Source organism: Streptomyces sp. NPDC030995 (assembly GCF_055571215.1).
In genome coordinates, this window is the sequence record NZ_JBVIFS010000008.1 from 21,704 (window position 1) to 46,441 (window position 24,738).

Here is a 24,738-nt window from a genome sequence, read left to right on the forward strand (position 1 = left end):
CCGTCAGGAGCGCAGGCGCAGCCCTCTCGGAGTGGCGTGGAAGCCGGACGCCTCCAGGGCGGGGCCCAGGGGGGACGTGAGGGAGGCCGCGGCATTGATCCGCTCCACCGTCAGCGCCGGGAGGGTACCCGCGCGGGAGGCGGCGGCCAGGGCCGTCACCGCCGAGGCCAGGCGGGGGTCACCGGCGTCCGGCCAGGCGAGCAGGGTCTTGCCGCCGCGCTCCAGGTACAGCGTGAGCTCGCCGTCGACCAGGACCACCAGCGAGCCCGCCTTGCGGCCCGGCTTGTGGGTGGCCCCGGCGGGCGGCTCCGGCCAGGGCAGGGCCGCGCCGTACGCGTTCGCCGGGTCGGCGGCCGCCAGGACGACCGCCGCCAGCGGGGGCGGGGTCCGCTCGGCGGCCCGGAGCCGGTCCACGGCGCCGTCCATCGCGAACTGGGCCGCGCCCAGCCCCTCGACCACATAGCCCCGACGGGCCTGCCCGCTGTCCTCGAAGGCCGACAGGACGCGGTAGACCGCGCTGAAGCCGCCCTCCACCCCTTCCGCGGCGACCGCGCCGCGGGTCACCACCCCGTGCCGGTCCAGCAGGGTGCGGGCCAGCGCGTGGGCCCGGTGGGTCGGGTCGGGGGCGTGGGACGGCAGGAGCGACCAGCGTCCGGAGACCGTGGGCGGGCCCGAACGGGACGCGGTCGCGCTGAGCGTGCCGTACCGGCCGCGGGGGACCGTGCGCCGGGCCCGGTGGGCGGTGGCGCCGGCCGTGCGGCCCGAACCCAGCAGCGAGCGCAGCGGGGCCAGAGTGTCATTGGTGAGCCGGCCCGACCAGGCCAGATCCCACACGGCCTCGGAGAGCGCGACATCGGAGACCTCGGGGAACTCGGCGCGGACCGCTTGCGAGATCTGCCGGAAGAACAGGCCGTACCCGCCCGCGAGGGACGCCAGGACCGCCTGGTGGAGCGGGCTCTGCTCCAGGGGGTGCGGCGGGGGCAGGAGCAGGGGGGCCGCCTCCGCCAGGTAGAGGGAGATCCAGCCGTCCTTGCCCGGGAGGGCCCCGGCGCCCGCCCAGACCACCTCGCCCGTGGTGGTCAGCTCGTCCAGCAGGCCCGGGGAGTAGCCGGCCACCCGCGACGGGAGGATCAGCCGCTCCAGCGCCGAGGCCGGGACGGGGGCGCCCTGGAGCTGCTCGACCGCCCGGGCCAGCCCGTCGAGGCCGCGCAGGGCCCCGCCCAGGTGCTGCCACTGCGGGAGGAAGGTGGCCAGGGAGGTCGGCGGGACCGGCTCCAGCTCCTGGCGGAGCGCGGCGAGCGAGCGGCGGCGGAGCCTGCGCAGCACCGTCGCGTCGCACCACTCCTGGCCGATGCCCGCCGGATGGAACTCGCCCTGGACCACCCGGCCGGCCGCGGCGAGCCGGTGCAGGGCGCCGTCGGTCACCGCCGCGCCCAGGCCGAAGCGGGTGGCGGCGGTCGCCGTGGTGAACGGCCCGTGGGTGCGGGCGTACCGGGCCAGCAGGTCCCCCAGCGGGTCCTTGACCGGCTCGGTGAAGGCCTCCGGGACACCGACCGGGAGCGCCGTGCCCAGCGCGTCCCGCAGCCGGCCCGCGTCCTCGATCGCCGCCCAGTGGTCCACACCGCCGATCCGGACCCGGATGGCGCGGCGGGCCGCGGCGAGCTCCTGCGCCCAGGCCGGATCGGCCCCGCGCTCGGCCAGCTCGCCCTCCGTGAGGGGGCCGAGCAGGCGCAGCAGGTCGGCCACCGACTCGGCGTCCTTGGCCCGCCGGTCCTCGGTGAGCCACTGGAGCTCCCGCTCCAGCTCCTCCAGCACCTGCGCGTCGAGCAGCTCGCGCAGCTCGGCCTGGCCGAGCAGCTCGGCCAGCAGCCGGGAGTCCAGCGAGAGCGCGGCCGCCCTGCGCTCGGCAAGGGGCGAGTCGCCCTCGTAGAGGAACTGGGCGACGTACCCGAAGAGGAGGGAACGGGCGAAGGGGGAGGGCTCCGGGGTGGTGACCTCCACCAGGCGGACACGGCGCGCCTCGATGTCGCCCATCAGCTCGGTCAGGCCGGGCACGTCGAAGACGTCCTGGAGGCATTCGCGTACGGCTTCCAGCACGATCGGGAACGAACCGAACTCCGAAGCCACCTGGAGCAGTTGGGAGGCGCGCTGGCGCTGCTGCCACAAGGGGGTGCGCTTGCCCGGACTGCGGCGCGGCAGCAGCAGGGCGCGGGCCGCGCACTCGCGGAAGCGGGAGGCGAAGAGCGCCGAGCCGCCGACCTGGTCGGTGACGATCTGGTTGATGTCGCCGTGGTCGAAGACGACGTCGGCGGCGCCCAGCGGGGCCTGTTCGTCGTCGAACTCGAACGGCTGCGGAGCCGCGGGGTCGTGGTCCAGCAGGTCCATGGACAGCAGGTCCGCATCCGGGAGACGCAGCACCATGCCGTCGTCGGCGTGCATCACCTGCGCGTCCATGCCGTACTTCTCGGCGAGGCGGGCGCCCAGCGCCAGCGCCCACGGGGCGTGCACCTGCGCGCCGAAGGGAGAGTGGACCACGACCCGCCAGTCGCCGAGCTCGTCGCGGAAGCGCTCCACCACGATGGTCCGGTCGTCCGGGACGTGGCCGCAGGCCTCGCGCTGCTCCGCGAGGTACGACAGCACGTTCTCCGCGGCCCAGGCGTCCAGGCCGGCCGCCAGCAGGCGCAGCCGGGCGTCCTCGTCGGTGAGGCCGCCGAGCTCGCGGAGGAACGCGCCGACCGCGCGGCCCAGTTCGAGCGGACGGCCCAGCTGGTCGCCCTTCCAGAACGGCAGCCTGCCCGGCACCCCGGGGGCGGGGGTGACCAGGACGCGGTCGCGGGTGATGTCCTCGATGCGCCAGGAGGTGGTGCCCAGGGTGAAGACGTCCCCGACGCGGGACTCGTAGACCATCTCCTCGTCGAGCTCCCCGACCCGGCCGCCGCCCTTCTTCGGGTCCGAACCGGCCAGGAAGACGCCGAAGAGCCCGCGGTCCGGGATGGTCCCGCCGGAGGTCACCGCGAGTCGCTGGGCCCCTGGCCGGCCCGTGATCGTCCCCGCCACCCGGTCCCACACCACCCGGGGTCTCAGCTCCGCGAACGCGTCCGACGGATAGCGGCCCGCCAGCATGTCCAGGACCGCCGTGAACGCGGACTCCGGCAGCGCCGCGAACGGGGCCGCCCGCCGCACCAGCGCGAGCAGGTCGTCCAGCTGCCAGGTGTCCATCGCGGTCATCGCGACCAACTGCTGGGCGAGGACGTCGAGCGGGTTGGAGGGGATGCGCAGGGACTCGATCGAGCCCGTGCGCATCCGCTCGGTGACCACGGCCGCCTGCACCAGGTCGCCGCGGTACTTGGGGAAGACCACGCCGGTGGAGACCGCGCCCACCTGGTGCCCGGCCCGGCCCACCCGCTGGAGACCGGAGGCCACCGACGGCGGGGACTCCACCTGCACCACCAGGTCCACCGCGCCCATGTCGATGCCCAGCTCCAGGCTGGAGGTGGCGACCACGGCGGGCAGCCGGCCCGCCTTCAGATCCTCCTCCACCAGCGCCCGCTGCTCCTTGGACACCGAGCCGTGGTGCGCGCGGGCCAGCAGCGGCGGGGCGCCCAGGGCGGCGCCCGACTGGGCCATGACCTGCGCCGGGGGCGCCCCCTCGGGGAGCTGCTCGCCGACGGCGCGCTCGTAGGCGATCTCATTGAGCCGGTTGCACAGCCGCTCGGCGAGGCGGCGGGAGTTGACGAACACGATCGTCGAGCGGTGCGCCTGCACCAGGTCCGCGATCCGCTCCTCCACATGCGGCCAGATTGACGGCTTGTCGCCGCCCTCCTTGCCCTCGGTGGCGGGGGAGCCTCCCCCTGACTTCGTCGGGGGGACCCCCACCAACTCGCCCATGTCCTGCACCGGGACGACCACCGACAGGTCGAACTCCTTGGTGGAGGGGGGCTGGACGATCTCCACCTTGCCGCGCGGCGCGAGGTACCGGGCCACCTCGTCCACCGGCCGGACCGTCGCCGACAGCCCGATCCGGCGCGCCGGGCGCGGCAGCAGCTCGTCCAGCCGCTCCAGGGAGAGGGCGAGGTGGGCGCCCCGCTTGGTCCCGGCGACCGCGTGCACCTCGTCCAGGATCACCGTCTCGATCCCGGCGAGGGCGTCCCGGGCCGCCGAGGTCAGCATCAGGAACAGCGACTCGGGCGTGGTGATGAGGATGTCCGGCGGGCGGGTGGCCAGCGCCCGCCGCTCGGCCGGCGGGGTGTCGCCGGAGCGGATCCCGACCCGGATCTCCGGCTCGGGCAGGCCGAGGCGGACGGACTCCTGGCGGATCCCGGTCAGCGGGCTGCGGAGATTGCGCTCCACGTCCACGGCCAGGGCCTTCAGGGGCGATACGTACAGGACGCGGCAGCGCTTGCGCGCCTCGGCGGGCGGCGGGGTCGAGGCGAGCTGGTCGAGGGCGGCGAGGAAGGCGGCCAGCGTCTTGCCGGAGCCGGTGGGCGCGACGACGAGCACGTCCGAGCCCTCCGCGATGGCTCGCCAGGCCCCCTCCTGCGCGGTGGTGGGCCTGACGAAGGCCCCCGTGAACCACGAGCGGGTCGCGGGGGAGAACGAGTCGAGCGCAGCTCCAGCCATGCCCCCATCGTGCACCCGGCCACTGACAACGGGCCGGACCTGGGGAAACGTGCGTCACGGGCGAAGCGCAGAATGGGGGGATGGGGACGGACGAGGGGCGCCGGGAGTGGGCACGGCACTGGCAGTACGCGGAACTGCCCGGGCTGGACCTGCTGCGCGCCCACTACGTACGCCACACCTTTCCGCGCCACGCCCACGACGGGTACGTCATCGCGGCCGTCACCGGCGGCATCGAGGAGGTCGGCCTCCCCGGCGGCGCGGTGCGGGCCGGGCCGGGCAGCGTGGTCCTGATCAACCCCGAGGTGCCGCACACCGCGCGCGCCGGGGCGCCCGAGGGCTGGGCGTACGCCACCCTCTACCCCTCCCGCGACCTGATCGCCGAGGTCGCCGCCGAGATCGGCACCCTGCGCGGCACGCCCGGCTTCACGGCCGACGTGGTCACCGACCCGCACGGCGCGCGGACGATCACCGAGGTGCACCGGGCCGCCGAGGCCGGGAACGCGCTGGCCGCCGACACCCTGCTGCGGGGTGCGGTGGCCCGCATGCTCAGCCGGCACGCGGGCCCGCTGCCCGCCCGTACGGTCCGTGGCGCGGGAGGCGTCGACGCGGCGGCGGCCCGCGCCGTGCTGGAGGAGCGGATGGCCGACCCGCCGTCGCTGGAGCAGCTCGCGGCGGAGCTGGGGACGAGCCCCTTCGCCCTGCTGCGGGCCTTCCGGGAGCGGTACGGGATGCCGCCGCACACCTGGCTGACCGACGCCCGGGTCCGCCAGGCCCGCCGGCTCCTCGACGCGGGCACCCCGCCGGCGGAGGCGGCCGTGGCGGTCGGCTTCACCGACCAGCCGCACCTGAACCGGCACTTCACCCGGATCGTGGGGGTCCCACCGGGCGCCTACCGGCGGGAGCGCGCCGGCTAGTGCTGTGGCCGTGACCGGGGCTCCCGCCCCGGACCGGTCGCCTGCAAGAACGTACAAGACGGCTCGGCCGGGCCCCGCATAGCTTCGGCGTGTGGGAGAACAACGGATGGTCACGGAGCCAGAGGTACGAGAGACGGCCGGGCGCCCGCGCGCGGCCGTCGTCAGGGACGCGCTCGGAGTCGGGGTGGCCGTCGGCCTGTCCGGTTTCGCCTTCGGGGTGACCGCCGCCGGTGCCGGGATCAGCACCCTCCAGGCCTGCGTGCTGAGCCTGCTCGTCTTCACCGGGGCATCGCAGTTCGCCCTGGTCGGGGCGCTCGCCGCGGGCGGGAACCCGTTCACCGCCGCCGCCGGGGCCTTCTTCCTCGGGACCCGCAACGCCTTCTACGGGCTGCGGCTCTCGCAGCTGCTCGCCCTGCCCCGCGCCGTACGGCCCTTCGCCGCCCACTGGGTGATCGACGAGACCACCGCCGTCGCACTGGCCCAGGACGGCCGGAAGTCGGCCCGGCTCGGGTTCGCCGTCACCGGGGTCAGCCTGTACGTCCTGTGGAACCTCACCACCCTGCTCGGCGCGCTCGGCGCCGAGGCCATCGGGGACACCGAGGCCTGGGGGCTGGACGCCGCCGGACCCGCCGTCTTCCTGGCGCTGCTCGCGCCGATGCTGAAGACCTCCACCGAGCGGGCCGTCGCAGCCCTGGCGCTCGTCCTCGGGCTGGGATTCCTGCCCGTCCTGCCCGCCGGGGTGCCCGTCCTGATCGCGGCCCTGGCCGCCCCCGTCGTGCTGTGGATGAAGGGACGCCGCTCGTGAACGGCATGAACGTCTGGATCGCCATCGCACTCACCGTCGTCGGCTGCTACGCCGTCAAGCTCGCCGGGCTGCTCGTCCCCGCCGGGGCCCTGGAGCGGCCGGCGGTGCGCCGCCTGTCGGCCCTGCTGCCGGTCGCGCTGCTCGCCGCGCTCACCGCCCAGCAGACCTTCAGCACCGGCCACGAGCTCGTGCTCGACGCCCGCGCCGCCGGGCTCGCCGCCGCCGGGCTCGCGCTGCTGCTGCGGGCCCCCTTCCTGCTCGTGGTCGCGGCCGCCGTCGTCGTCACCGCGGGGGTACGGGCCCTGGGCGGCTGACCTGGGCCGGCAGGCGGCCGTACGCCCGCAGGGTCAGCAGGGCCTCCAGGGTGGCGATCGGCCGCCGCTCCAGCGAGCTCCCCGGCGCCCAGGCCCTGCGGTGCACCGGCCAGCCGCCGTCGGGCTGCTGCTCGGCGGCCAGGAAGTCCAGCGAGCGGTCCAGCTCCTCGTCGGTGAACCAGCCGCGGGCCAGCGACTCGGGCCGCCGCGCGAAGTCGTACGGGAACAGCTGCTCGCCCGGCGCGTAGCCGGGAGCGGGCGGATACTCCTCGCGCCGCTCCGGATCGAGCACCGCCAGCCTCCGCTCGCGCACGAGCCGCCCCAGCCGGTCCGCGGCCGCCGCCGCGCGCGCCCGGTCGGGGACGCCGTCGAGGAAGGCCACCGCGCTCTGGACCTCGTACGGATGCGGGTGGCTCAGGCCCTCGACCCGGTCCCAGCAGAAGTCCGTGGCCCGGAAGAGCCAGGCGTGCCAGACCCGGTTGCGGTGCAGGAGACCGACGACCGGGCCCGTGGCCAGCAGCTCGCCCGGCGGGTCGTCGTGCATCGGGTGGTACGGGGCCGCGGGGTACGCGAGCGGGGCCGGGAAGACCACCGGAAGCGCGCCGTCCTTGGTGGAGACCCGCGTCAGGTGGCGGCAGAGCCGCTCGATGCGCTGGCCGGCGCAGCGGCCCAGGCTGTCCAGCACGCGCAGGGCGTGCGCGGTGTGCAGGGGCTGGCTGAGCGGACCGCGCAGATCCGGATCGAGCGCGTGGCCGTAGCCGCCGTCGCCGTTGAGGTACGAACCGAGGGCGGTGTCCACGGGGTCGGCGTCCCCGCCGAGGAAGTGGTACGCGAACCGCCGCTGCTCCAGCACGCGGGCCGTGAGCCAGATGAACTGCTCGGCGCGGGCCAGCGGCGTCGGCGGGGCCGGCGGCGTCGGCGGCGTCGGCGGGGTCAGAGAGGAAGCTTCGTCTCCGGGCATGCGTGCAACGTAGGACGCGGCGGTGCGGCGAGGAGGGCCGAACGCGGCCGGTGCACTCTCCCGGGGCGGGATACTGGAGGCATGCGGTTGACGATTTTCTGGGAGCGGATGGCCGAGCACTTCGGCGCGGGCTACGCCGACTCCTTCGCGCGGGACCACGTCATGACGGAGCTGGGCGGGCGGACCGTCCACCAGGCACTGGACGCGGGCTGGGAGACCAAGGACGTGTGGCGCGCGGTGTGCTCGGCGATGGACGTGCCGGCTCGGCTGCGCTGACGCCCGGCAGGCCGGGCGAGGCCGCGGCGGGCTCGTCTCGTCGGCGGCGTGCGGGACTGCTTTCGCGGTAGGGGCCGCCGGTGGGACAGACTTGGCGGCGTGGCAGCCAGTGATGAGACGACGACCCACGACCCGACCGTCCCGCAGGCCGGGTCCGAGGGGGCCGGGAGCCCCCCGACCGCCGCGGACACCGCCGGAGACGACACACGGATGCCGCGCTGGCTACCGCGCGCCGTGGTCCTCGTACTGGCGCTCGTCGCCTGTTTCCAGCTCGGCAGCTGGGCCTTCCACCAGCTGATCGGGCTGCTGATCAACATCCTGATCGCGTTCTTCCTCGCGCTCGCGATCGAACCCGCGGTGTCCAGGATGGCGGCCCGCGGCATGCGCCGCGGGCTCGCCACCTTCCTGGTGTTCCTCGGGGTGTTCGTGGTGAGCGCGGGCTTCCTCACACTGCTCGGCTCGATGCTCGCCGGGCAGATCGTCGAGATGGTGGAAGGCTTCCCGGGCTACCTCGACAGGGTGATCAAGTCGATCAACACCACCTTCCGCACGGACTTCTCCCGGCTGGAGATCCAGGAGAGCCTGCTGCGCTCCGACTGGCTGCGCAAGTACGTGCAGAACAGCGCGACCGGCGTGCTCGACGTGTCCGCCACGGTGCTCGGCGGACTCTTCAAGCTGCTGACGATCGGGCTGTTCTCCTTCTACTTCGCCGCCGACGGACCGCGGCTGCGGCGCGCGCTGTGCTCCGTACTGCCGCCCGCGAAGCAGGCCGAGGTGCTGCGCGCCTGGGAGATCGCCGTCACCAAGACGGGCGGCTACCTGTACTCGCGCGGGCTGATGGCGCTGATCTCCGGCATCGCGCACTACATCCTGCTGGAGATCCTCGGCGTGCCGTACGCGCCCGCCCTCGCCGTGTGGGTGGGGCTGGTCTCCCAGTTCATCCCCACCATCGGCACCTATCTGGCGGGCGCGCTGCCGATTCTGATCGCCTTCGCCGTCGATCCCTGGTACGCGCTGTACGTCCTCGGATTCGTGGTGGTCTACCAGCAGTTCGAGAACTACGTCCTCCAGCCGAAGCTGACCTCGAAGACCGTGGACATCCATCCGGCGGTGGCCTTCGGATCGGTCATCGCGGGCACCGCCCTGCTGGGTCCGGTCGGGGCGCTCATCGCGATCCCGGCCGTCGCCACGCTGCAGGCCTTCCTCGGCGCCTACGTGAAGCGCTACGAGCTGACGCGGGACGCGGACGCGTCTACTGCCCGCCCGCGGCGCCGAGTACGGTTGCCAAGGTTTCGGCGACGGTAGCCTCGGCGGCCTCCTTGGTCACGCCGAGGCCGCTCAGCGGGCCCTCGCCGTTCTCCAGCTCCAGGAGCGCGAGCAGGATGTGCTCGGTGCCGACGAAGTCGTGCCCCAGGCGCAGGGCTTCGCGGAAGGTGAGCTCCAGGGCCTTCTTCGCGGACGCGTCGAAGGGGATGAGGTCGGGGACCTCCGCCCGGGCGGGGGGCAGTACGGCGGCCACGGCGGCGCGCACGTCGTCCGCGGACGCCCCCTGGGCGCGCAGGGCGAGGCCCGCGATGCCCTCGGGTTCGGCCAGCAGGCCCAGGACCAGGTGCTCGGTGCGGATCTCGGTGCCGCCCGCGGCGCGGGCCTCGTTCTGCGCGGCCATGACGACGTTGCGGGCCCGGGGGGTGAACCGGCCGAAGCCCTGGTTGGGGTCGAGGCCGCCGTCGCCCTCCTTGTCGGCCTTGGGGACGAAGCGCTTCTGGGCGGCCTGGCGGGTGACGCCCATGCTCTTGCCGATGTCGGTCCAGGAGGCTCCGGAGCGGCGGGCCTGGTCGACGAAGTGACCGATGAGGTGGTCCGCCACGTCGCCGAGGTGCTCGGCGGCGACGACGGCGTCGCTGAGCTGCTCCAGCGTGTCGGTGTGGACCTGCTTGATGGCCTCGATGAGGTCGTCGAGGCGTACCGGATTGGTCATGCGAACTGGTTCCACGGAAGGGTTCGTCATGGGTGCAACCGTAGGTTGACAGTCGAAGGACTGTCAACCGTTGGTTGTCACTCTGTGGTGGAGGCCTACGCCGACGCCGACGCCGACGGTCCGGCGGACCCTACGAGGCCGGAGCCGCGCCCCCCGCCTTCGAGAACTTCTCCCACTGGGCCGTCACCACTTCCTCCGGCACCCCGCCGAAGTCCTTCGTGTCGATGGCGTCCGACCGGAAGGAGAGCGTCACCGGCCCGGAGCGGATCACCGTCAGGTACTTGTAGAGCGAGATGTTCTTGTCCTTCACGTCCTGCACGACGATCCGGTACGCGAGAGCCTCGTCCCCGAGCGCGGGAGCCTTGACCGGCTCCACCTTGAGGACCTTCGCCTCCGCGAGCGCGCGGTCCTCGGTGTATCCGCCCGCGCACTGCCGGCCCGCCTCGGCCAGACTCTTCAGCGCCGCGGCCGCGCCGCCGTCCTTGTAGGAGCGCAGCAGGATCTCGGTCCCGACGGCCTGCCATTCGCCGGGCACGTCGGTCTTGGCGTAGGCCTGGGCCGTGTGGCCCGCCTTGCCCAGGCCGGTCAGCGGCTGACAGGCCGCGGGCTGCGCGTCGTACAGCTCGCTCATCGGCTCGTCCAGGAGCGGCTCGGAGGCCTCGTACCGTCCCGCCTTCTCGCCCGGGGCGAGCGCGAAGGCCTTGAGGCGCTCGGCGCCCGGTCCGGCCGGACCGGAGCCAGCGCTCGCGCCCGTACCCGCACCCGCACTCGTGCTTGCGTTCGGGCTCGGGCTCGTCGAGGCCGAGGCCTTGCCCTCCTTGCCGCCGCCGCAGGCGACGGCGCCGGCCAGAACCGCCGCCACACCGACCGCGACCGCCGCCGTACGGCGCGTCTTCCCGTTCCCCACCCTGTTCACGTACTGCCGTCCCCTCAAGATCCTGTCGAAGCCACGATTGTGCGGGACCGCTGGCCGGGACCGCTGGCCGGGGCGGGCGTCCGGGTTCCTCCGGTGCCATGCTGAGAAGGAGACACGGAGGCCGCGATGGGGTTCTACACCGACCGGATCGTGCCGCGGATCATCAATCTCGCCTGCGGGGCCAAGACGTCCGAACCGCTGCGGCGCCGGGTCTGCGAGGGACTGCAGGGCGAGGTCGTCGAGATCGGATTCGGCACCGGACACAACGTCCCCTTCTACCCGCCGGACGTCACCGGCGTGGCCGCGATCGAACCCTCCGACCTCGGGTGGAAGCTGGCCGGCGACCGCGTCGGGGCCTCGCGCGTCCCGGTGCGGCGGGCCGGTCTGGACGGCCAGTCGCTGCCCTTCGAGGACGACAGCTTCGACTCCGCCCTGTCCACGTGGACGCTGTGCACCATCCCGGACGCCCTGGCGGCCCTGCGCGAGGTGCGGCGCGTACTCAAGCCCGGCGGGACCCTGCACTTCATCGAGCACGGGCTCGCGCCGGAGGGCGACTGGGGCGTGCGCCGCTGGCAGCGAAGGCTCGAACCGCTGAACATGCGGCTCCTCGGGGGATGCCACCTCACCCGGTCGACGCCGGACATGCTGACGACCGCGGGGTTCACGATCACGTCACTCGACGTCTTCTACGAGACGGGCGCGCCAAAGGTCTGGTGCGCAGACTCCCTCGGCACCGCGATCTCCCTCTGACCCCTTCTGACCCCCTCTGACTTCCTGCTGACGGCCGGGCGGGCGTAGCGGATCCGGCCACGCCCCGGCGAGCCGCCCGTGACCGAGCGCGGTGGTCGGCTTGCGGGGTCGTGGCGAGCGGCCCATAGTCCGAGGTATGGACGCGCGCGAGGCGGCGCTCCGACAGGCACACGACCACGCCGTCCGCTGGCTGGCGAGCCTTTCCGACCGCCGGGTTCCCGCCCGCGCTACGGTCGACGAGATCGTGCGGGCGCTCGGTGTCGAACTGCCCCACGGTCCCAGCACGCCCGCCGACGTCGTCGACCTGCTGGCCACGGCCTGTGAGCCGGGGCTCACCGCGTTTCCCAGCGGCCGCTTCTACGGCTTCGTGGTCGGTGGCACCGAACCGGCCGCGCTGGCCGCGGACTGGCTGGTCAGCGCCTGGGACCAGAACTGCGTGATGCGCGCCGTCTCGCCCGCGTACACGGCGGCGGAAGAGATCGCCGGCGCATGGCTGCTCGATCTGCTCGGCCTGCCGGGCGACAGCTCCGTCGGCTTCACCACAGGCGCCACGATGGCGAACTTCACCTGCCTCGCCGCCGGGCGCGACGCGGTGTTGCGGCGCACGGGCTGGAACGTCGCCCGCGACGGACTCACCGGAGGGCCGGCCCTGCGCGTCCTCGCGGGCGAGGACCGCCACATGGCCATTGACCTGGCGCTGCGCTACCTGGGCCTCGGCAGACCCGAACTGGTGAAGGCGGACGATCAAGGACGCATCGAGCCCGAGGCCCTGCGGCGCACCCTCGCGGCCGGCGGGCAGAGCCCCACGATCGTCATCCTCCAGGCCGGGGACATCCACTCCGGCGCCTTCGATCCCTTCACCGAGACGATCCGTGCCGCTCGCGAGGCACATGCATGGGTGCACGTCGACGGCGCCTTCGGGCTGTGGGCGGCGGCCTCACCGGCCTACGCACACCTGACCGCGGGCTGCGCCGGCGCCGACTCCTGGGCGACGGATGCCCACAAGACCCTGAACGTCCCCTACGACTGCGGCCTCGCCATCGTGCGCGACCCGTCGGCGGTCCGGGCGGCGATGGGCCTGCGCGGCGACTACCTCATCCAAGACGAACAAGGCGACCCCATCGACAAGGTCCCCGAGCTCTCCCGGCGGGGCAGGGCCTTCACCGTGTGGGCCGCACTCAGGTCCCTCGGCCGCTCGGGCGTGACCGACCTCGTCGACCGGCTGTGCCGGCACGCCCGCGCGTTCGGCACCGGCATCGCCGGGATCGACGGCGCGACGGTCCTCAACGACGTGGTGTTCACCCAGGTCTGCGCCGGGTTCGGCAGCGACGAACGCACGGAACGGGTACTCACCGAGCTGCTCGACGACGGCACGGCGTGGATCAGCGGTTCCACCTGGCACGGCCGGCGCGTCATGCGCATCTCGGTGAGCAACTGGTCGACGACGGACGACGACGTGAGGCGCGCGCTCGACGCGATCCGGCGCGCATCCGTCAGCGCCTGATGGGGAGACCGGCGATGGGATCGGCCCCAGGACCAGCCGAGGGTGGCGTTGAGGACCAGGCCGACGAGGAGCACGGCGGAGAGGTAGGTGCACAGCAGGGTCTGCTTGGAGTCCGCCACCGCCGAGGCGGAGCCGAGTTCGCGGCCGGCACGGCGCTGGGCGGCGGACAGGAACGGCATGACCGCGAGGGAGAGGGCAGCCATGACGATGCCGGGGACGGAGCTGTCGGCCTCGCCGGAGCCGGTCAAGGCGCGGATGGCGTCGACGGTGACGTAGGTGGCGAGCGCATCCCGGCGGTCATCAGCAGCAACCCTTCTCGTCGGCGTCCGGGCAGGTGCGGTCGGTCTCGACGGCGACCACGGCGGTGCGCAGGTCGTCCAGCGCGCGACCGAGGCGCTCGTCGGCGAGTTCGTAGCGGGTGTGGCGGCCGTCGGGGACGGTCATGACCAGGCCGCAGTCACGCAGGCACGCGGGTGGTTCGACGGACACTGCGGTCTCGGCGGCCGGGCGGGCGTGGCGCGCTTGACAGGGAAATCGAACATCCATTCTGATGAGTTATCCACAGCCGAACCGGTCGTGGAGGCGCATTGTCAGTGGCAGGCATTAGCGTCAATGGCGTGAAGCGATCGACTCAAGCAAACCGGGTGGAACCCATGGCAGGCACCGACCGCGAGAAGGCTCTCGACGCCGCGCTCGCACAGATTGAACGGCAATTCGGCAAGGGTGCGGTCATGCGCCTCGGCGACAAGCCGAACGACCCCATCGAGGTCATCCCCACCGGGTCGACCGCGCTGGACATCGCCCTCGGCGTCGGCGGGCTGCCCCGCGGCCGCGTGATCGAGGTGTACGGGCCGGAGTCCTCCGGTAAGACGACCCTGACCCTGCACGCCGTGGCCAACGCGCAGAAGGCCGGCGGCACCGTGGCCTTCGTGGACGCCGAGCACGCGCTCGACCCCGAATACGCGAAGGCCCTCGGCGTCGACACCGACAACCTCATCCTGTCGCAGCCGGACACCGGCGAGCAGGCGCTGGAGATCGTGGACATGCTCGTCCGCTCCGGTGCCCTCGACCTGATCGTCATCGACTCCGTGGCGGCCCTGGTGCCGCGCGCGGAGATCGAGGGTGAGATGGGCGACTCGCACGTGGGTCTCCAGGCCCGCCTGATGAGCCAGGCGCTCCGGAAGATCACCGGTGCACTCAACCAGTCCAAGACCACCGCGATCTTCATCAACCAGCTCCGCGAGAAGATCGGTGTGATGTTCGGCTCGCCGGAGACCACCACCGGTGGCCGCGCGCTGAAGTTCTACGCCTCCGTGCGTCTCGACATCCGCCGCATCGAGACCCTGAAGGACGGCACGGACGCGGTCGGCAACCGCACCCGCGTCAAGGTCGTCAAGAACAAGGTCGCGCCGCCGTTCAAGCAGGCAGAGTTCGACATCCTCTACGGCCACGGCATCAGCCGCGAGGGCGGCCTGATCGACATGGGCGTCGAGCACGGCTTCGTGCGCAAGGCCGGCGCCTGGTACACGTACGAGGGCGACCAGCTCGGCCAGGGCAAGGAGAACGCGCGGAAGTTCCTCTGCGACAACCCCGCCCTCTCCGACGAGATCGAGCGGAAGATCAAGGAGAAGCTGGGCGTGGGGGTCCGCAAGGACGCCGAGAGCGCCACCGCCGAGGCCGCTGCCGACGCGACCGACGCCGCGTCCGCCTCCGTGCCCGCCCCGGCATCGAAGGCCAAGACGACGGCCAAGGCCGCCGCAGCCAAGAGCTGACCCGTGCGGGAGCAGGAAGGGGGCGGCGGGCGCCGGGGCGGCCGTGAGGCCCGCCCGGAACTGCCGCCCCAGAGCCCCGAGGAGCAGGCGCGGGCGATCTGCCTGCGCCTGCTCACCGGGAGCCCGCGCACCCGGCGCCAGCTCGCGGACGCCCTGCACAAGCGGGGCATCCCCGAGGAGGTGTCGCAGCAGGTCCTCTCCCGGTACGAGGAGGTGGGCCTGATCGACGACGCCGCCTTCGCCGGCGCCTGGGTCGAGTCCCGCCACCGCGGCCGGGGCCTGGCCCGCCGGGCGCTCGCGCAGGAGCTCCGGACCAAGGGGGTGCACGCCACCCTCGTGGAGGAGGCCCTGGAGCTGCTGGACTCCGAACAGGAGGAGCAGACCGCCCGGGAGCTCGTGGAGCGCAAGCTCCGCGCCACCCGGGGCCTGGAGCGGGACAAGCGGATCCGGCGCCTCGCCGGGATGCTCGCCCGCAAGGGATACCCGGAGGGCATGGCCCTGCGGGTGGTCCGCCGCGCGCTGGAGGCGGAGGGCGAGGACGCCGACGACCTGGGGTACCCGGGCTAGGGGGTGTCTTGTCGGTCAGGCCGGGCTCGCGACGCCTGCCACGCGCTCCCCCAGAGCTTCGCCTGGGGGTACCCCCAGCCGCGTTGTCGTCACTCGCCGACGTCCCCCAGCTACCGCTGGGAGGTGCCCCCACCGCGTCGACTCGCTCCTCCGCCTTGCGATCGCACGCGTCAGACGCCGCTCCCTGATCTGGCCTGACCGACAAGACACCCCCTAGAACCGGCACGTCGGGGTGGGGGTAACCCCCGGGTGCGGACGCCGGGGTACGCCAATGTCAAGCGGCGGGCCCGGCAGCAGAGTTGGCCCCATGATGCTGCGTCACGCCCTCCAGACCGTCAGGGACCGCAAGGCCGGTTTCCTCGGCGCCTTCGTCGCGCTCCTGTGCGCCGCCGCCCTCGTCACCGCCTGCGGGACGCTCCTGGAAACGGGACTCCGCGGAACGATCGGCACCGAGCGGTACGCGGCCACGCCGGTCCTCATCTCCGCCGACCAGAACGTCCACGAGACCACGGTCAAGGAGAAGAAGGGCAAGGCGAAGACGAAGCACAAGGCCAAGCCCGTCGCCGAGCGGGCCTGGCTCCCCGCCTCCACCGTGGAGGCGGTCCGGGCCGTTCCCGGCGTCGAGCGGGCCGTGCCCGAACTCACCTTCCAGGCCGTCCCGATGGTCAAGGGCCCCGCCGAGCGGAAGCCCTCGTACGGGCACGCCTGGACCTCCGCCGCGCTCACCCCCTTCACGATCGCCGAGGGCCGCGCGCCCCAGGGCGGCGGCGAGGTCGTCGTCGACCGTGCGCTGGCCGCCCGGGCTAGCCTGGGGCCCGGTTCCGAGCTCACCGTGCAGTCCACCGGCGAGCCCAAGACGTACCGGGTGAGCGGGGTCGCGAGGACCGCCCGCGGCGACCTCGCCCAGCAGAGCGCGCTCTTCTTCAGCGACGACGAGGCCCGGCGGCTCGCCGCCCGCGAGGGGCAGGTCAGCGCCATCGGGGTGCTGCCCGCGCCCGGCGTGGACGCCGGACAGCTCGCCCGCCGGGTCGAGCAGGCGCTGAAGAACACCACGGCGCCGGCCACCGTGCCGGCCACCGCGCAGGTCAGCACGGGGGACGAGCGCGGACCCGTGGAGTTCCTCGACGCCGCCGGGGCCCGGATCAAGCTGGTCTCCATGGGCGGCGCGATGGGCGGCACCTCGCTGCTCGTCGCGATCCTCGTGGTCGTCGGCACCTTCGCGCTCTCCGTCCAGCAGCGCTACCGCGAACTCGCCCTGCTGCGGGCCATCGCCGCCACCCCCAAGCAACTGCGGCAGATGATCGGACGGGAGGCGCTGCTCGTCGGTCTGGCCGCCGGGGTCGCCGGGGCGCTCGCCGGGCTGCCGCTCGCCGCCTGGCTGCACGGCCGGTTCGTCGACAGCGGGGTCGTCCCCGCCACCCTGGAGCGCACCGCCGGCATCTTCCCCATGATCGCGGCCGTCGGGGCCAGCCTGCTCGGAGCCTGGGCCGCCGCGCGGATCACCGGGCGGCGCATCGCCCGGATCCGCCCGGCCGAGGCGCTCGCCGAAGCCGCCGTCGAGCGGAGCCGGCCGCGCTGGATCCGTACCGCCTTCGGCCTGCTCCTGCTGGCCGGCGGCGCGGTGCTGGTCGTCGTGCTCGGTTCGCTGCGCACCGAGCCGGCGTCGACCCCGGTCACCTTCCTGGCCGTGGTGGTCCTGGCCGGGGCGGTCTCGCTGCTCGGCCCGCTGCTCGTACGGGGCGCCACCGCGCTGCTCGCCGGTCCGCTGAAGCTGGCCGGCCCGGGAGGCCACCTGGCCACCGCCAACCTGCGCGGGAACGCCACCCGGATGGCCTCCGCCGTCACCCCTCTCGCGCTGCTGATCGGCATGACCTGCACCGTGCTCTTCATCACCCCGACGCTCGGGGACGCCGCCCGGGCGCAGGCCCGTGACGGGATCCGGGCCGACTGGGTGCTGGCCGCGCAGGGCCCCGGCGTGACGCGGGAGGCCGCCGAGCGGATCCGGCGTACCCCCGGGGTCACGGCGGCCACCGAGATCGTGCACACCTCCGTACGGGTGGGGCTGACGAAGTACGCCGCGCAGGGCGTGACCCCGGCCGGGCTGACCCGGACCTGGGACCCCGAGGTCATGGGCGGGAGCCTGGACGGGTTCGGGGAGGGGACGGCGGCGGTGAGCGAACTCGCCGCCGACCAGCTGGGGCTGAAGCCGGGGAGCCGGCTGAAGCTGACGCTGGGGGACGGCACGCCCGTCACCCTGACGGTCTCGGCCGTGTACGCGCGGGGCCTGGGCTTCGGGGACCTGACGCTGCCGCACGGGCTGGTGGCCGCGCACGCGGACAATCCCCTCGCCGCCAGCGTGCTGGTGGCGGCGGAGCCGGGCTCGGGCACCGGACGGGAACAGCTGGCCGCGGCCGTGAAGGGGTTCCCGGGGGTGATGGTGCTGTCCGCGGCGGACGCCGACGAGGTGCGGGCGCGGCGGCAGGACGCCGGGGCGGAGATCAACCTGCTGGCGATGGGGCTGGTCCTGGCCTTCACCGCGATCGCGGTGGTCAACACGTTGGCGATGTCGACCGCCGAGCGGTTCCGGGAGTTCGCGATGCTGCGGCTGGCCGGGGCGAAGCGCCGGCAGGTGCTGCGGATGCTGCGGGCGGAGGCGCTGGCGGTGCTCCTGATCGGGGCGGTGCTGGGGTCGGGGATCTCGCTGGCCGTACTGACCGCGTTCAGTGTGGGCATGACGGGGGCGGCGGCGCCGGCGGTGTTGCCGGTCGCGTACGCGGTGGTGGTGGGGGTGGCCGGGCTGCTGGCCCTGTCGGCCACTGCCCTCCCGGGCCGGGTGGCACTCCGGGTACGCCCTGTGGACGTGGCCTCGGCCAAGGCCTGACCACCGGCAGCCTCCCGGGGCTCCGCCCCAGACCCCGCGCCTCAAACGCCGGCGGGGCTGGATTGGGCGGCGGCGCCTGTATTTCAGCCCCGCCGGCGTTTGAGGCGCGGGTCCGGGCAGAGCCCGGGGAACGGTGGAAGGGTGGGTAGGGGACAGCTCCGCGCAGCGGCACCCGCACCCCGCACCCGCCGCCCAGCCCGCACCCGCAGCCCCCACCCGACCCCGCATCAGGAAACAGGTAGGCCGGCGGATTTCCAGGCCTGGAAGCCGCCCGCCAGGTCCGTCGCGCGGTGGAGCCCCAGGGCGTGCAGGGACGCCGCGGCGAGGCTGGAGGCGTAGCCCTCGTTGCAGATCACCACCACCTGGAGGTCGTGACCGGTGGCCTCCGGGGCGCGGTGGCTGCCCTGCGGGTCCAGGCGCCATTCCAGTTCGTTGCGCTCCACCACCAGCGCGCCCGGGATCAGCCCGTCACGCTCGCGCAGGGCCTGGTAGCGGATGTCCACCAGGAGGGCCCCGGCCCGCGAAGCCGTGTACGCCTCGTGCGGGTCGAGGCGGGTGTAGCCCGCGCGGACCCGCTCCAGCAGTTCGTCGATGCCGGTCGGGGCGCTCACTGCCAGTCCGCCGGGCGCTCGACGTGCTCGAGGTTGAGCACCGGGCCGCTGCGGCTGAAGCGGCGGATCAGCGGGAGCGGCGGGTAGTACGCGTGTACGGAGATCGCGTGCTCGGCCGGGGACTCGTTGAGGACCTCGTGTACGTGGTGTTCCCCGAAGGCCCGTCCGGCGCCCGCGTCCAGGGTGCGGCGGCGGTCCACGCCGGGGGCCAGCTCCAGCGACTTCCAGCCCTGCGCGGGCAGTCGTACGGTCAGGGAGTGTTCGGTGAGCCGGCCCCTGGCGGTGGCGAACGCGCCCCGCGATTCGGCGTGGTCGTGCCAGCCGGTGCCGGTGCCCGGCGGCCAGCCGATCAGCCAGGCCTCGCTGCCGCCCGGCCCGTCCAGCCGGATCCAGGTGCGGCCCTCGGGATCGAGCGGCAGGGACGCCACGATCCCGGGGTCGGCCGCCGTGCGGAGGGCGAAGTCGAGGAGTTCGGCGGCCGTGGGGCCGGGCAGGCCGACGACGGCAGGGGAGTACGCGGGTGCGGACATGAAGGGGACCGTTCCTGGGTTCGCGGAGGTGCGCGCAGGCCGGTGGACGGCACGGGGCGCGCGGAGGGAAGGGCGAATTAGCAGGAAGGGCGACACACGCAGCCCGCGTAGCGGAGCAGGTCCATATGGACCCTCCGCCACAGGCGTACGTCGTTGCCGGTCATTTCGCGAGTGAACCACGGAGTCCGGGAGACGGTCAATCGACCACCACGGTCGGTGTCGTCGACGGCGTCGGCACCCGGGACGCGGGCGCGCCCGCCCGGACGGCGTCCGCCGCCTCGTACAGCTCCGCCGGCCGGACCCCCGCGAAGGTGGCCGCCAGGTGCCCGTCCGGCCGTACGAGCAGCACGGTGTGCGCCGGGGCCCCCGGGTAGCTGTCCGCGACCAGCAGGTCGGTGCGGACCGGCAGGGCGCTCACGGCCGCCGCGAGGCGGGGCATCAGCCCGGCGCCGAGCCAGTGGCGCCGGTCCCAGACCCCGGTGCCCGGGGCGACGAGGACCACCAGCAGCCGGCCCTGCCCCAGCAGGTCGCGCAACGGCACGGTCGACCCGTCGGGCGCGGTCACCGGGACGTTCGCCACCGGACCGCCCGGTTCCGTGGCCGTCGGGACCTCGCGTACGGCCACCGGAGGGGCGTACGTCGGCTCCGCGCCCAGCGGCCCCCGGCCCAGGTGGCCGTCGGTGAGCAGGGTTTCGGCGGAACGCGCGGCTCCGGGGAAGTAGGTGCGCAGCCCACCCCCGGCCCGCAGCGTCGGCACCGCCTGGTCGGCCGCGCGCAGCCGGGCCGCGACCGCGGTGCGCCGCTCGCCCTCGTAGCTGTCGAGCAGGGCCTCGGAAGCACCCTGGTGCCAGGCCAGCGACAGCTTCCACGCCAGGTTCTCGGCGTCCCTGAGACCTTCCTCGACGCCCTGGGTGCCGAGCGCGCCCAGCAGGTGCGCGGCGTCCCCGGCGAGGAAGGCGCGGCCGTCGCGCCAGCGCCGGGCCAGGCGGTGGTGCAGGGTGTACACCCCGGTGTCGATGAGGTCGTACGGGGGAGTCGTGCCGCCGCACCACACCGCGAGGGTGTCCCGGACGAGGGTCACCAGCGCGTCGGGGGTCACCAGGTCCCCGCGCGGCGGGAGCAGCCAGTCCAGCCGCCACACCCCGTCGGGCAGCGGCCGGGAGGTGACCTCCTCGGGCCCGGACGGCGGGCTGCGGTGCAGCAAGGCCTCGCCGGGCCACGGCAGTTCGGTGCGCAGCGCGGCCACGGCGTGCCGTTCCACGGCGGTGCGGCCGGGGAAGCGGATGCCGAGCAGCTTGCGCACGGTGGAGCGGGCGCCGTCGCAGCCGACCAGGTAACTCCCGCGCCACCACGTGGTCTCGGAGCCCCGGGTGTGCGCGGTGATCCCCCGGTCGTCCTGCTCCAGGGAGTCCAGCTTGCTGTCGGTGACCAGCTGGACGAGCGGGTGCGCGGTCGCGGCGTCGCGCAGTCCGCGGGTCAGGGCGTGCTGGGGCAGGTGCAGCGGGGCCGGGTGGTCCTCGAAGGTGATCCGCTGGGCGGGCCGGCCGCGCCGCATGGTGCGCCAGGCGGCGTAGTACGCCCCCTCGTCGCGCAGCGTCGTACAGCCCAGCCGGTGCGCCATGGCCGCCGTGTCGGAGTGCAGGACGACCGAACGGGCCGGGCGGGGCTCCTCCTTGCCGGGCCCTTCGTCGAGCACGACGGAGGGCACGCCCTGGCCGGCCAGGGCGAGGGACAGGGACAGTCCGACGGGCCCCGCGCCGACGACGATCACCGGGTCCATGGCGCGGCTCCCGATGTCCGGTATGTGATCACAGAACGTATGCAACCCACTGGAGGTGCCTGCGTCAAGTGACGCCGGTCGTGACAACGCCGTGTGGTGCGGCGGAAAAGAGCTCCGCCGCACCACACGTGTCACACCAGTGTACTGACCAGGTGTCAGGGAGCCTCGCCCACGCCGGCGGCGCCGCCCGCGTCGACCTCGGCCACGTCACCGGCGACGACCGCGCCGGTGCCCTTCTTCGACGTCCGCAGCCGGCCTTCCAGCCAGGAGGCGAAGGTGGTGAGGACGAAGTTCACCACGATGTAGAGCAGCGCGACCACGACGAGGGTCGCGATGGTGTTGCTGTAGTTCGCCGCGATCTGCCGGTTCATCGACATCAGCTCGGTGAGGCCCAGCACCGCGCCGCCGAGCGCGGTGTCCTTCAGGATCACCACGAGCTGGCTGACCAGCGCCGGCAGCATCGCCGTGACGGCCTGCGGGATCAGCACGTGGACCATGGTCTGGCCCTTGCGCATGCCGATGGCCTTCGCCGCGTCGGTCTGGCCCCTGGGCAGGGACAGCACACCCGCCCGGACGATCTCGGCGATGACGGCCGCGTTGTAGAGGACAAGTCCCGTGACCACGGCGTAGAGCGGCCGGACGTCCGAGGGGACGTCGGTGAACTGCACGTACAGCTGGGAGCCGAACAGCATCAGCATCAGCACCGGGATGGCGCGGAAGAACTCCACGACCGCGCCGACCGGCCCCCGCACCCAGGCGTGGTCGGACAGTCGGCCGATGCCCAGCAGGGCGCCCAGCGGGAGCGCGATCACCATGGCGATCGCGCCGGCCTTGAGGGTCTCCAGCAGGCCCGGGATCAGGAACGTGGACCAGATCCGGCCGTCGGTGACGAAGGGGGTCCACTTGTCGGCGTCGAGTTGGTTCTTCTCGGCCATGAGGGACAGCGCCCACCACAGGGCGAGCCCGAGCAGCACGAGGAAGATCCCGCTGTAGATCCAGTTGCGCGTCTTGGCCTTGGGGCCCGGCACGTCGTACAGCACGGAGGTCATCGCTTCACCGCCACTCGCTTGGACACCCAGCCCAGGAGCAGGCCGGTGGGCAGGGTCAGCAGGACGAAGCCGAGGGCGAAGACCCCGAAGACGGCGAAGAGCGCGTCCGCCTCGTTCTCGACCATTTCCTTCATCAGCAGGGCCGCCTCGGCCACACCGATGGCCGCCGCCACCGTGGTGTTCTTGGTGAGTGCGATCAGTACGTTGGTGAGCGGTGCCACGACCGCCCGGAAGGCCTGGGGGAGCACGATCAGGGTGAGTACCTGGAAGAAGCCCAGTCCCAGCGCGCGGGCAGCCTCTGCCTGCCCGACGGGCACGGTGTTGATACCGGAGCGCAGGGCCTCGCAGACGAAGGTTCCGGTGTAGGCGATCAGTGCGAGGACCGCGAGCCGGAAGCCGGTCTCCTTGGACGTGTCGCCGCCCAGGTTGACGCCGAGGGTCTGGTAGAGGCCCAGCGAGCTGGCGATGATCAGCACCGTCAGCGGGGTGTTGCGGACCACGTTGACGTACGCGGTGCCGAAGCCCCGCATCAGCGGGACCGGGCTGACCCGCATCCCGACCAGGACGGTGCCCCAGATCAAGGATCCGGCCGCCGAGTAGAGGGTGAGCTGAACCGTCACCCAAAAGGCTCCGAGCAGGTCGTACTGCCCGGACTCAAGAAAATCGAACACGATGCCCTGCGCTCTCCCCAGGATGGCCGGCGAGGGGCGCCGCCGCCCGTGGCAGGCGGGCGGCGACGCTCCTCACCGATGAATCAGCTGCCTTCGGTGATCTGCGGAGCAGGCTCGCTCTTGTAGTTGGCCGGGCCGAGGTTCTTCTGAACGGCCGCGTCCCAGGCGCCGTCCGCGACCATCTTCTTCAGCGCGGCGTTGATCTTGGTCTGGAGGTCCTTGTCGCCCTTCTTCAGACCGATGCCGTAGTTCTCGTTGCTCATGCTCAGGCCGACGAGCTTGAACTTGCCCTTGTTCTTCTCCTGCGCGGCGTAACCGGCCAGGATCGAGTTGTCCGTGGTCAGCGCGTCCACGGCCTTGTTCTCCAGGCCGGAGAGGCAGTCGGAGTAGCCCGGGTACTCCTGGAGGTCCGCCTCGGGGGCCAGGGTCTTCTTGATGTTCTGCGCCGAGGTGGAGCCGGTGACCGAGCAGAGCTTCTTCTTGTTGAGGTCCTCGACCTTGGTGATGGACGAGTCGTCGGCGCGGACCAGCAGGTCCTGGTGCGCGAGGAAGTACGGGCCGGCGAAGTCGACCTTCTCCTTGCGCTTGTCGTTGATCGAGTAGGTCGCGACGATGAACTTCACGTCGCCGTTGGCGAGCAGGTTCTCGCGCTCGGCGCTGACGGCCTGCTTGAACTCGATCTGGTCGGGCTGGTAGCCGAGCTCCTTGGCCACGTACGTGGCGACGTCGACGTCGAAGCCGGTGTACTTGCCGTCCGGGGTCTTCAGGCCCAGACCCGGCTGGTCGAACTTGATGCCGATGACGACCTTGTCCTTCTTGGTGTCACCGCTCGCGCTGGAGCCGCTGTCCTTGTCACTGCTGCCGCCGCAGGCGGTCGCGGTCATTGCAAGGGCGACGGCGACGGCCGCGGCCGCAGCGGCCTTGGAGATCTTCATGGTGAACTTCCCTCGGATGAGACGTTGTTGAACGACGAGCGACGCTTACGGCGCATGCACGGCCGACAGAAACGATTCCGGCGGTGATCCGCATACGGATGACTACCAGACGAGACCCTCAGTGGTGCAGGATCTTCGACAGGAAGTCCTTGGCGCGGTCACTGCGCGGGTTGCTGAAGAACTGCTCGGGCGTGGCCTCTTCGACGATCTTTCCGTCAGCCATGAAGACGACCCGGTTGGCCGCAGAGCGGGCGAAGCCCATCTCGTGCGTGACGACCACCATCGTCATTCCCTCCCGGGCGAGCTGCTGCATGACCTCCAGCACCTCGTTGATCATTTCCGGGTCGAGAGCCGAGGTCGGCTCGTCGAACAGCATCACCTTCGGCTCCATGGCCAGCGCGCGGGCGATCGCCACGCGCTGCTGCTGGCCGCCGGAGAGCTGCGCCGGGTACTTGTCGGCCTGAGAGCCGACGCCCACCCGCTCCAGCAGGGCCACCGCCTTCGCGTGGGCCGTGGCGGAGTCGATCTTGCGGACCTTGAGCTGGCCCAGCATGACGTTCTGCAGCACCGTCTTGTGCGCGAAGAGGTTGAACGACTGGAAGACCATGCCGACGTCGGCACGCAGCCGGGCCAGTTCCCTGCCCTCCGAGGGCAGTTCCTTGCCGTCGAGCGTGATGGTGCCCGAGTCGATCGTCTCCAGCCGGTTGATGGTCCGGCACAGCGTGGACTTGCCCGATCCCGAAGGACCGATCACCACGACCACCTCACCGCGGGCAATGCTCAGATCGATGTCCTGAAGCACGTGCAGCGCGCCGAAGTGCTTGTTGACGTTGCTCAGTACGACCAGGTCGTCCGCGGCACCAGCCGCGTCCTGCACGTCCTTGGTCACTGATACTCCGCTCAT

General features: G+C 73.0%; 22 protein-coding genes and 2 pseudogenes. 10 read left to right on the plus strand and 14 right to left on the minus strand.

Going from position 1 to position 24,738, the window contains the following annotated elements; genetic code table 11:
* Positions 1–3: 3 nt before the first annotated feature.
* Positions 4–4,620 (minus strand): ATP-dependent helicase, encoded by a 4,617-nt coding sequence (locus tag ACZ45T_RS14995; RefSeq protein ID WP_468441185.1) that lies wholly within the window; start codon positions 4,618–4,620, stop codon positions 4–6.
* Positions 4,621–4,700: 80 nt separating this feature from the next.
* On the opposite strand from ACZ45T_RS14995, the gene ACZ45T_RS15000 reads away from it, so the two are divergent.
* The 3 genes from ACZ45T_RS15000 to ACZ45T_RS15010 all read left to right on the plus strand — a co-directional run bounded on the left by ACZ45T_RS15000 (position 4,701) and on the right by ACZ45T_RS15010 (position 6,653).
* Entirely contained in the window at positions 4,701–5,534 is an 834-nt protein-coding gene (locus tag ACZ45T_RS15000; RefSeq protein ID WP_468441187.1) for a helix-turn-helix transcriptional regulator, read from the plus strand.
* Positions 5,535–5,640: 106 nt separating this feature from the next.
* Entirely contained in the window at positions 5,641–6,339 is a 699-nt protein-coding gene (locus ACZ45T_RS15005) for an AzlC family ABC transporter permease (protein WP_468441189.1), read from the plus strand.
* Between the two features lie 5 nt (positions 6,340–6,344).
* Complete coding sequence (locus ACZ45T_RS15010; RefSeq protein WP_468441557.1) at positions 6,345–6,653, plus strand: AzlD domain-containing protein; 309 nt, start codon at positions 6,345–6,347, stop codon at positions 6,651–6,653.
* Here the strand turns inward: ACZ45T_RS15010 and ACZ45T_RS15015 are convergent.
* Complete coding sequence (locus tag ACZ45T_RS15015) at positions 6,622–7,614, minus strand: hypothetical protein (RefSeq protein ID WP_468441191.1); 993 nt, start codon at positions 7,612–7,614, stop codon at positions 6,622–6,624. The genes ACZ45T_RS15010 and ACZ45T_RS15015 overlap by 32 nt on opposite strands.
* Positions 7,615–7,695: 81 nt before the next feature.
* Between ACZ45T_RS15015 and ACZ45T_RS15020 the strand changes: the two genes are divergently transcribed.
* Both ACZ45T_RS15020 and ACZ45T_RS15025 read left to right on the plus strand, forming a co-directional pair.
* The gene (locus tag ACZ45T_RS15020; RefSeq protein ID WP_468441193.1) at positions 7,696–7,890 is read left to right on the plus strand and encodes a DUF3046 domain-containing protein; all 195 of its coding nucleotides are present in this window, start codon (positions 7,696–7,698) and stop codon (positions 7,888–7,890) included.
* Between the two features lie 99 nt (positions 7,891–7,989).
* A complete protein-coding gene (locus ACZ45T_RS15025) occupies positions 7,990–9,195 on the plus strand; it encodes an AI-2E family transporter (RefSeq protein ID WP_468441195.1) in 1,206 nt (401 codons plus the stop codon).
* On the opposite strand, the gene ACZ45T_RS15030 is transcribed toward ACZ45T_RS15025, so the two are convergent.
* Together ACZ45T_RS15030 and ACZ45T_RS15035 are read right to left on the minus strand one after the other, a co-directional pair.
* On the minus strand, positions 9,143–9,898 hold the full coding sequence (locus tag ACZ45T_RS15030) for a Clp protease N-terminal domain-containing protein (protein WP_468441197.1): 756 nt from the start codon (positions 9,896–9,898) through the stop codon (positions 9,143–9,145). The genes ACZ45T_RS15025 and ACZ45T_RS15030 overlap by 53 nt on opposite strands.
* 100 nt (positions 9,899–9,998) lie before the next feature.
* Complete coding sequence (locus tag ACZ45T_RS15035) at positions 9,999–10,784, minus strand: hypothetical protein (RefSeq protein ID WP_468441199.1); 786 nt, start codon at positions 10,782–10,784, stop codon at positions 9,999–10,001.
* Between the two features lie 126 nt (positions 10,785–10,910).
* Between ACZ45T_RS15035 and ACZ45T_RS15040 the strand changes: the two genes are divergently transcribed.
* Positions 10,911–11,534, plus strand: a complete 624-nt coding sequence (locus ACZ45T_RS15040) for a class I SAM-dependent methyltransferase (protein ID WP_468441201.1) — start codon at positions 10,911–10,913, stop codon at positions 11,532–11,534.
* A gap of 136 nt (positions 11,535–11,670) precedes the next feature.
* A complete protein-coding gene (locus ACZ45T_RS15045; RefSeq protein WP_468441202.1) occupies positions 11,671–13,038 on the plus strand; it encodes a pyridoxal phosphate-dependent decarboxylase family protein in 1,368 nt (455 codons plus the stop codon).
* Here ACZ45T_RS15045 and ACZ45T_RS15050 read toward each other — a convergent pair.
* Positions 13,037–13,325: pseudogene (locus ACZ45T_RS15050) on the minus strand (cation efflux transmembrane domain-containing protein); the annotation flags it as partial. The gene ACZ45T_RS15045 and the pseudogene ACZ45T_RS15050 sit on opposite strands and share 2 nt — an antisense overlap.
* 13 nt (positions 13,326–13,338) lie before the next feature.
* Positions 13,339–13,509 (minus strand): annotated as a pseudogene (locus tag ACZ45T_RS15055) (transcriptional regulator); the annotation flags it as partial.
* 182 nt (positions 13,510–13,691) lie between these two features.
* Between ACZ45T_RS15055 and recA the strand changes: the two are divergent.
* From recA to ACZ45T_RS15070, 3 genes are all read left to right on the plus strand, one after another.
* Positions 13,692–14,810, plus strand: coding sequence for a recombinase RecA (recA, locus tag ACZ45T_RS15060; RefSeq protein ID WP_468441204.1), 1,119 nt, complete (start codon positions 13,692–13,694; stop codon positions 14,808–14,810).
* Positions 14,811–14,813: 3 nt separating this feature from the next.
* Positions 14,814–15,377, plus strand: coding sequence for a recombination regulator RecX (gene recX / locus ACZ45T_RS15065; protein WP_468441207.1), 564 nt, complete (start codon positions 14,814–14,816; stop codon positions 15,375–15,377).
* A 307-nt stretch (positions 15,378–15,684) separates the two neighbouring features.
* A complete protein-coding gene (locus ACZ45T_RS15070) occupies positions 15,685–18,258 on the plus strand; it encodes an FtsX-like permease family protein (RefSeq protein WP_468441209.1) in 2,574 nt (857 codons plus the stop codon).
* Between the two features lie 227 nt (positions 18,259–18,485).
* Here the strand turns inward: ACZ45T_RS15070 and ACZ45T_RS15075 are convergent, their stop codons facing one another.
* The 8 genes from ACZ45T_RS15075 to ACZ45T_RS15110 all read right to left on the minus strand — a co-directional run bounded on the left by ACZ45T_RS15075 (position 18,486) and on the right by ACZ45T_RS15110 (position 24,738).
* On the minus strand, positions 18,486–18,875 hold the full coding sequence (locus ACZ45T_RS15075; RefSeq protein ID WP_468441559.1) for a rhodanese-like domain-containing protein: 390 nt from the start codon (positions 18,873–18,875) through the stop codon (positions 18,486–18,488).
* A complete protein-coding gene (locus ACZ45T_RS15080) occupies positions 18,866–19,399 on the minus strand; it encodes a cupin domain-containing protein (RefSeq protein WP_468441211.1) in 534 nt (177 codons plus the stop codon). Before ACZ45T_RS15080 ends, ACZ45T_RS15075 begins: the two co-directional genes overlap by 10 nt.
* A 77-nt stretch (positions 19,400–19,476) precedes the next feature.
* On the minus strand, positions 19,477–19,563 hold the full coding sequence (locus ACZ45T_RS15085) for a putative leader peptide (protein WP_311318651.1): 87 nt from the start codon (positions 19,561–19,563) through the stop codon (positions 19,477–19,479).
* A gap of 32 nt (positions 19,564–19,595) precedes the next feature.
* Positions 19,596–21,179, minus strand: a complete 1,584-nt coding sequence (locus ACZ45T_RS15090) for an FAD-dependent monooxygenase (protein ID WP_468441213.1) — start codon at positions 21,177–21,179, stop codon at positions 19,596–19,598.
* Between the two features lie 155 nt (positions 21,180–21,334).
* Positions 21,335–22,228 (minus strand): amino acid ABC transporter permease, encoded by an 894-nt coding sequence (locus tag ACZ45T_RS15095; protein WP_468441215.1) that lies wholly within the window; start codon positions 22,226–22,228, stop codon positions 21,335–21,337.
* Positions 22,225–22,899: an amino acid ABC transporter permease gene (locus ACZ45T_RS15100; RefSeq protein ID WP_468441217.1), complete on the minus strand. Its 675-nt coding sequence runs from the start codon at positions 22,897–22,899 to the stop codon at positions 22,225–22,227. Before ACZ45T_RS15100 ends, ACZ45T_RS15095 begins: the two co-directional genes overlap by 4 nt.
* Before the next feature lie 83 nt (positions 22,900–22,982).
* Positions 22,983–23,834 carry a glutamate ABC transporter substrate-binding protein gene (locus tag ACZ45T_RS15105; RefSeq protein ID WP_468441219.1) on the minus strand — a complete coding sequence of 284 codons (852 nt, stop codon included), beginning with the start codon at positions 23,832–23,834 and terminating at the stop codon, positions 22,983–22,985.
* A 118-nt stretch (positions 23,835–23,952) separates the two neighbouring features.
* Positions 23,953–24,738 (minus strand): amino acid ABC transporter ATP-binding protein, encoded by a 786-nt coding sequence (locus ACZ45T_RS15110; protein WP_468441221.1) that lies wholly within the window; start codon positions 24,736–24,738, stop codon positions 23,953–23,955.

What these genes read in the sequence shown, in the direction of transcription:
- ACZ45T_RS14995 (WP_468441185.1), bottom strand. Translation starts at nt 4,620, where the DNA reads ATGGCTGGAGCTGCGCTCGACTCGTTCTCCCCCGCGACCCGCTCGTGG.
- ACZ45T_RS15000 (WP_468441187.1), top strand. Translation starts at nt 4,701, where the DNA reads ATGGGGACGGACGAGGGGCGCCGGGAGTGGGCACGGCACTGGCAGTAC.
- ACZ45T_RS15005 (WP_468441189.1), top strand. Translation starts at nt 5,641, where the DNA reads ATGGTCACGGAGCCAGAGGTACGAGAGACGGCCGGGCGCCCGCGCGCG.
- ACZ45T_RS15010 (WP_468441557.1), top strand. Translation starts at nt 6,345, where the DNA reads ATGAACGTCTGGATCGCCATCGCACTCACCGTCGTCGGCTGCTACGCC.
- ACZ45T_RS15015 (WP_468441191.1), bottom strand. Translation starts at nt 7,614, where the DNA reads ATGCCCGGAGACGAAGCTTCCTCTCTGACCCCGCCGACGCCGCCGACG.
- ACZ45T_RS15020 (WP_468441193.1), top strand. Translation starts at nt 7,696, where the DNA reads ATGCGGTTGACGATTTTCTGGGAGCGGATGGCCGAGCACTTCGGCGCG.
- ACZ45T_RS15030 (WP_468441197.1), bottom strand. Translation starts at nt 9,898, where the DNA reads ATGACGAACCCTTCCGTGGAACCAGTTCGCATGACCAATCCGGTACGC.
- ACZ45T_RS15040 (WP_468441201.1), top strand. Translation starts at nt 10,911, where the DNA reads ATGGGGTTCTACACCGACCGGATCGTGCCGCGGATCATCAATCTCGCC.
- ACZ45T_RS15045 (WP_468441202.1), top strand. Translation starts at nt 11,671, where the DNA reads ATGGACGCGCGCGAGGCGGCGCTCCGACAGGCACACGACCACGCCGTC.
- recA (WP_468441204.1), top strand. Translation starts at nt 13,692, where the DNA reads ATGGCAGGCACCGACCGCGAGAAGGCTCTCGACGCCGCGCTCGCACAG.
- ACZ45T_RS15070 (WP_468441209.1), top strand. Translation starts at nt 15,685, where the DNA reads ATGATGCTGCGTCACGCCCTCCAGACCGTCAGGGACCGCAAGGCCGGT.
- ACZ45T_RS15080 (WP_468441211.1), bottom strand. Translation starts at nt 19,399, where the DNA reads ATGTCCGCACCCGCGTACTCCCCTGCCGTCGTCGGCCTGCCCGGCCCC.
- ACZ45T_RS15085 (WP_311318651.1), bottom strand. Translation starts at nt 19,563, where the DNA reads ATGACCGGCAACGACGTACGCCTGTGGCGGAGGGTCCATATGGACCTG.
- ACZ45T_RS15090 (WP_468441213.1), bottom strand. Translation starts at nt 21,179, where the DNA reads ATGGACCCGGTGATCGTCGTCGGCGCGGGGCCCGTCGGACTGTCCCTG.
- ACZ45T_RS15095 (WP_468441215.1), bottom strand. Translation starts at nt 22,228, where the DNA reads ATGACCTCCGTGCTGTACGACGTGCCGGGCCCCAAGGCCAAGACGCGC.
- ACZ45T_RS15105 (WP_468441219.1), bottom strand. Translation starts at nt 23,834, where the DNA reads ATGAAGATCTCCAAGGCCGCTGCGGCCGCGGCCGTCGCCGTCGCCCTT.
- ACZ45T_RS15110 (WP_468441221.1), bottom strand. Translation starts at nt 24,738, where the DNA reads ATGAGCGGAGTATCAGTGACCAAGGACGTGCAGGACGCGGCTGGTGCC.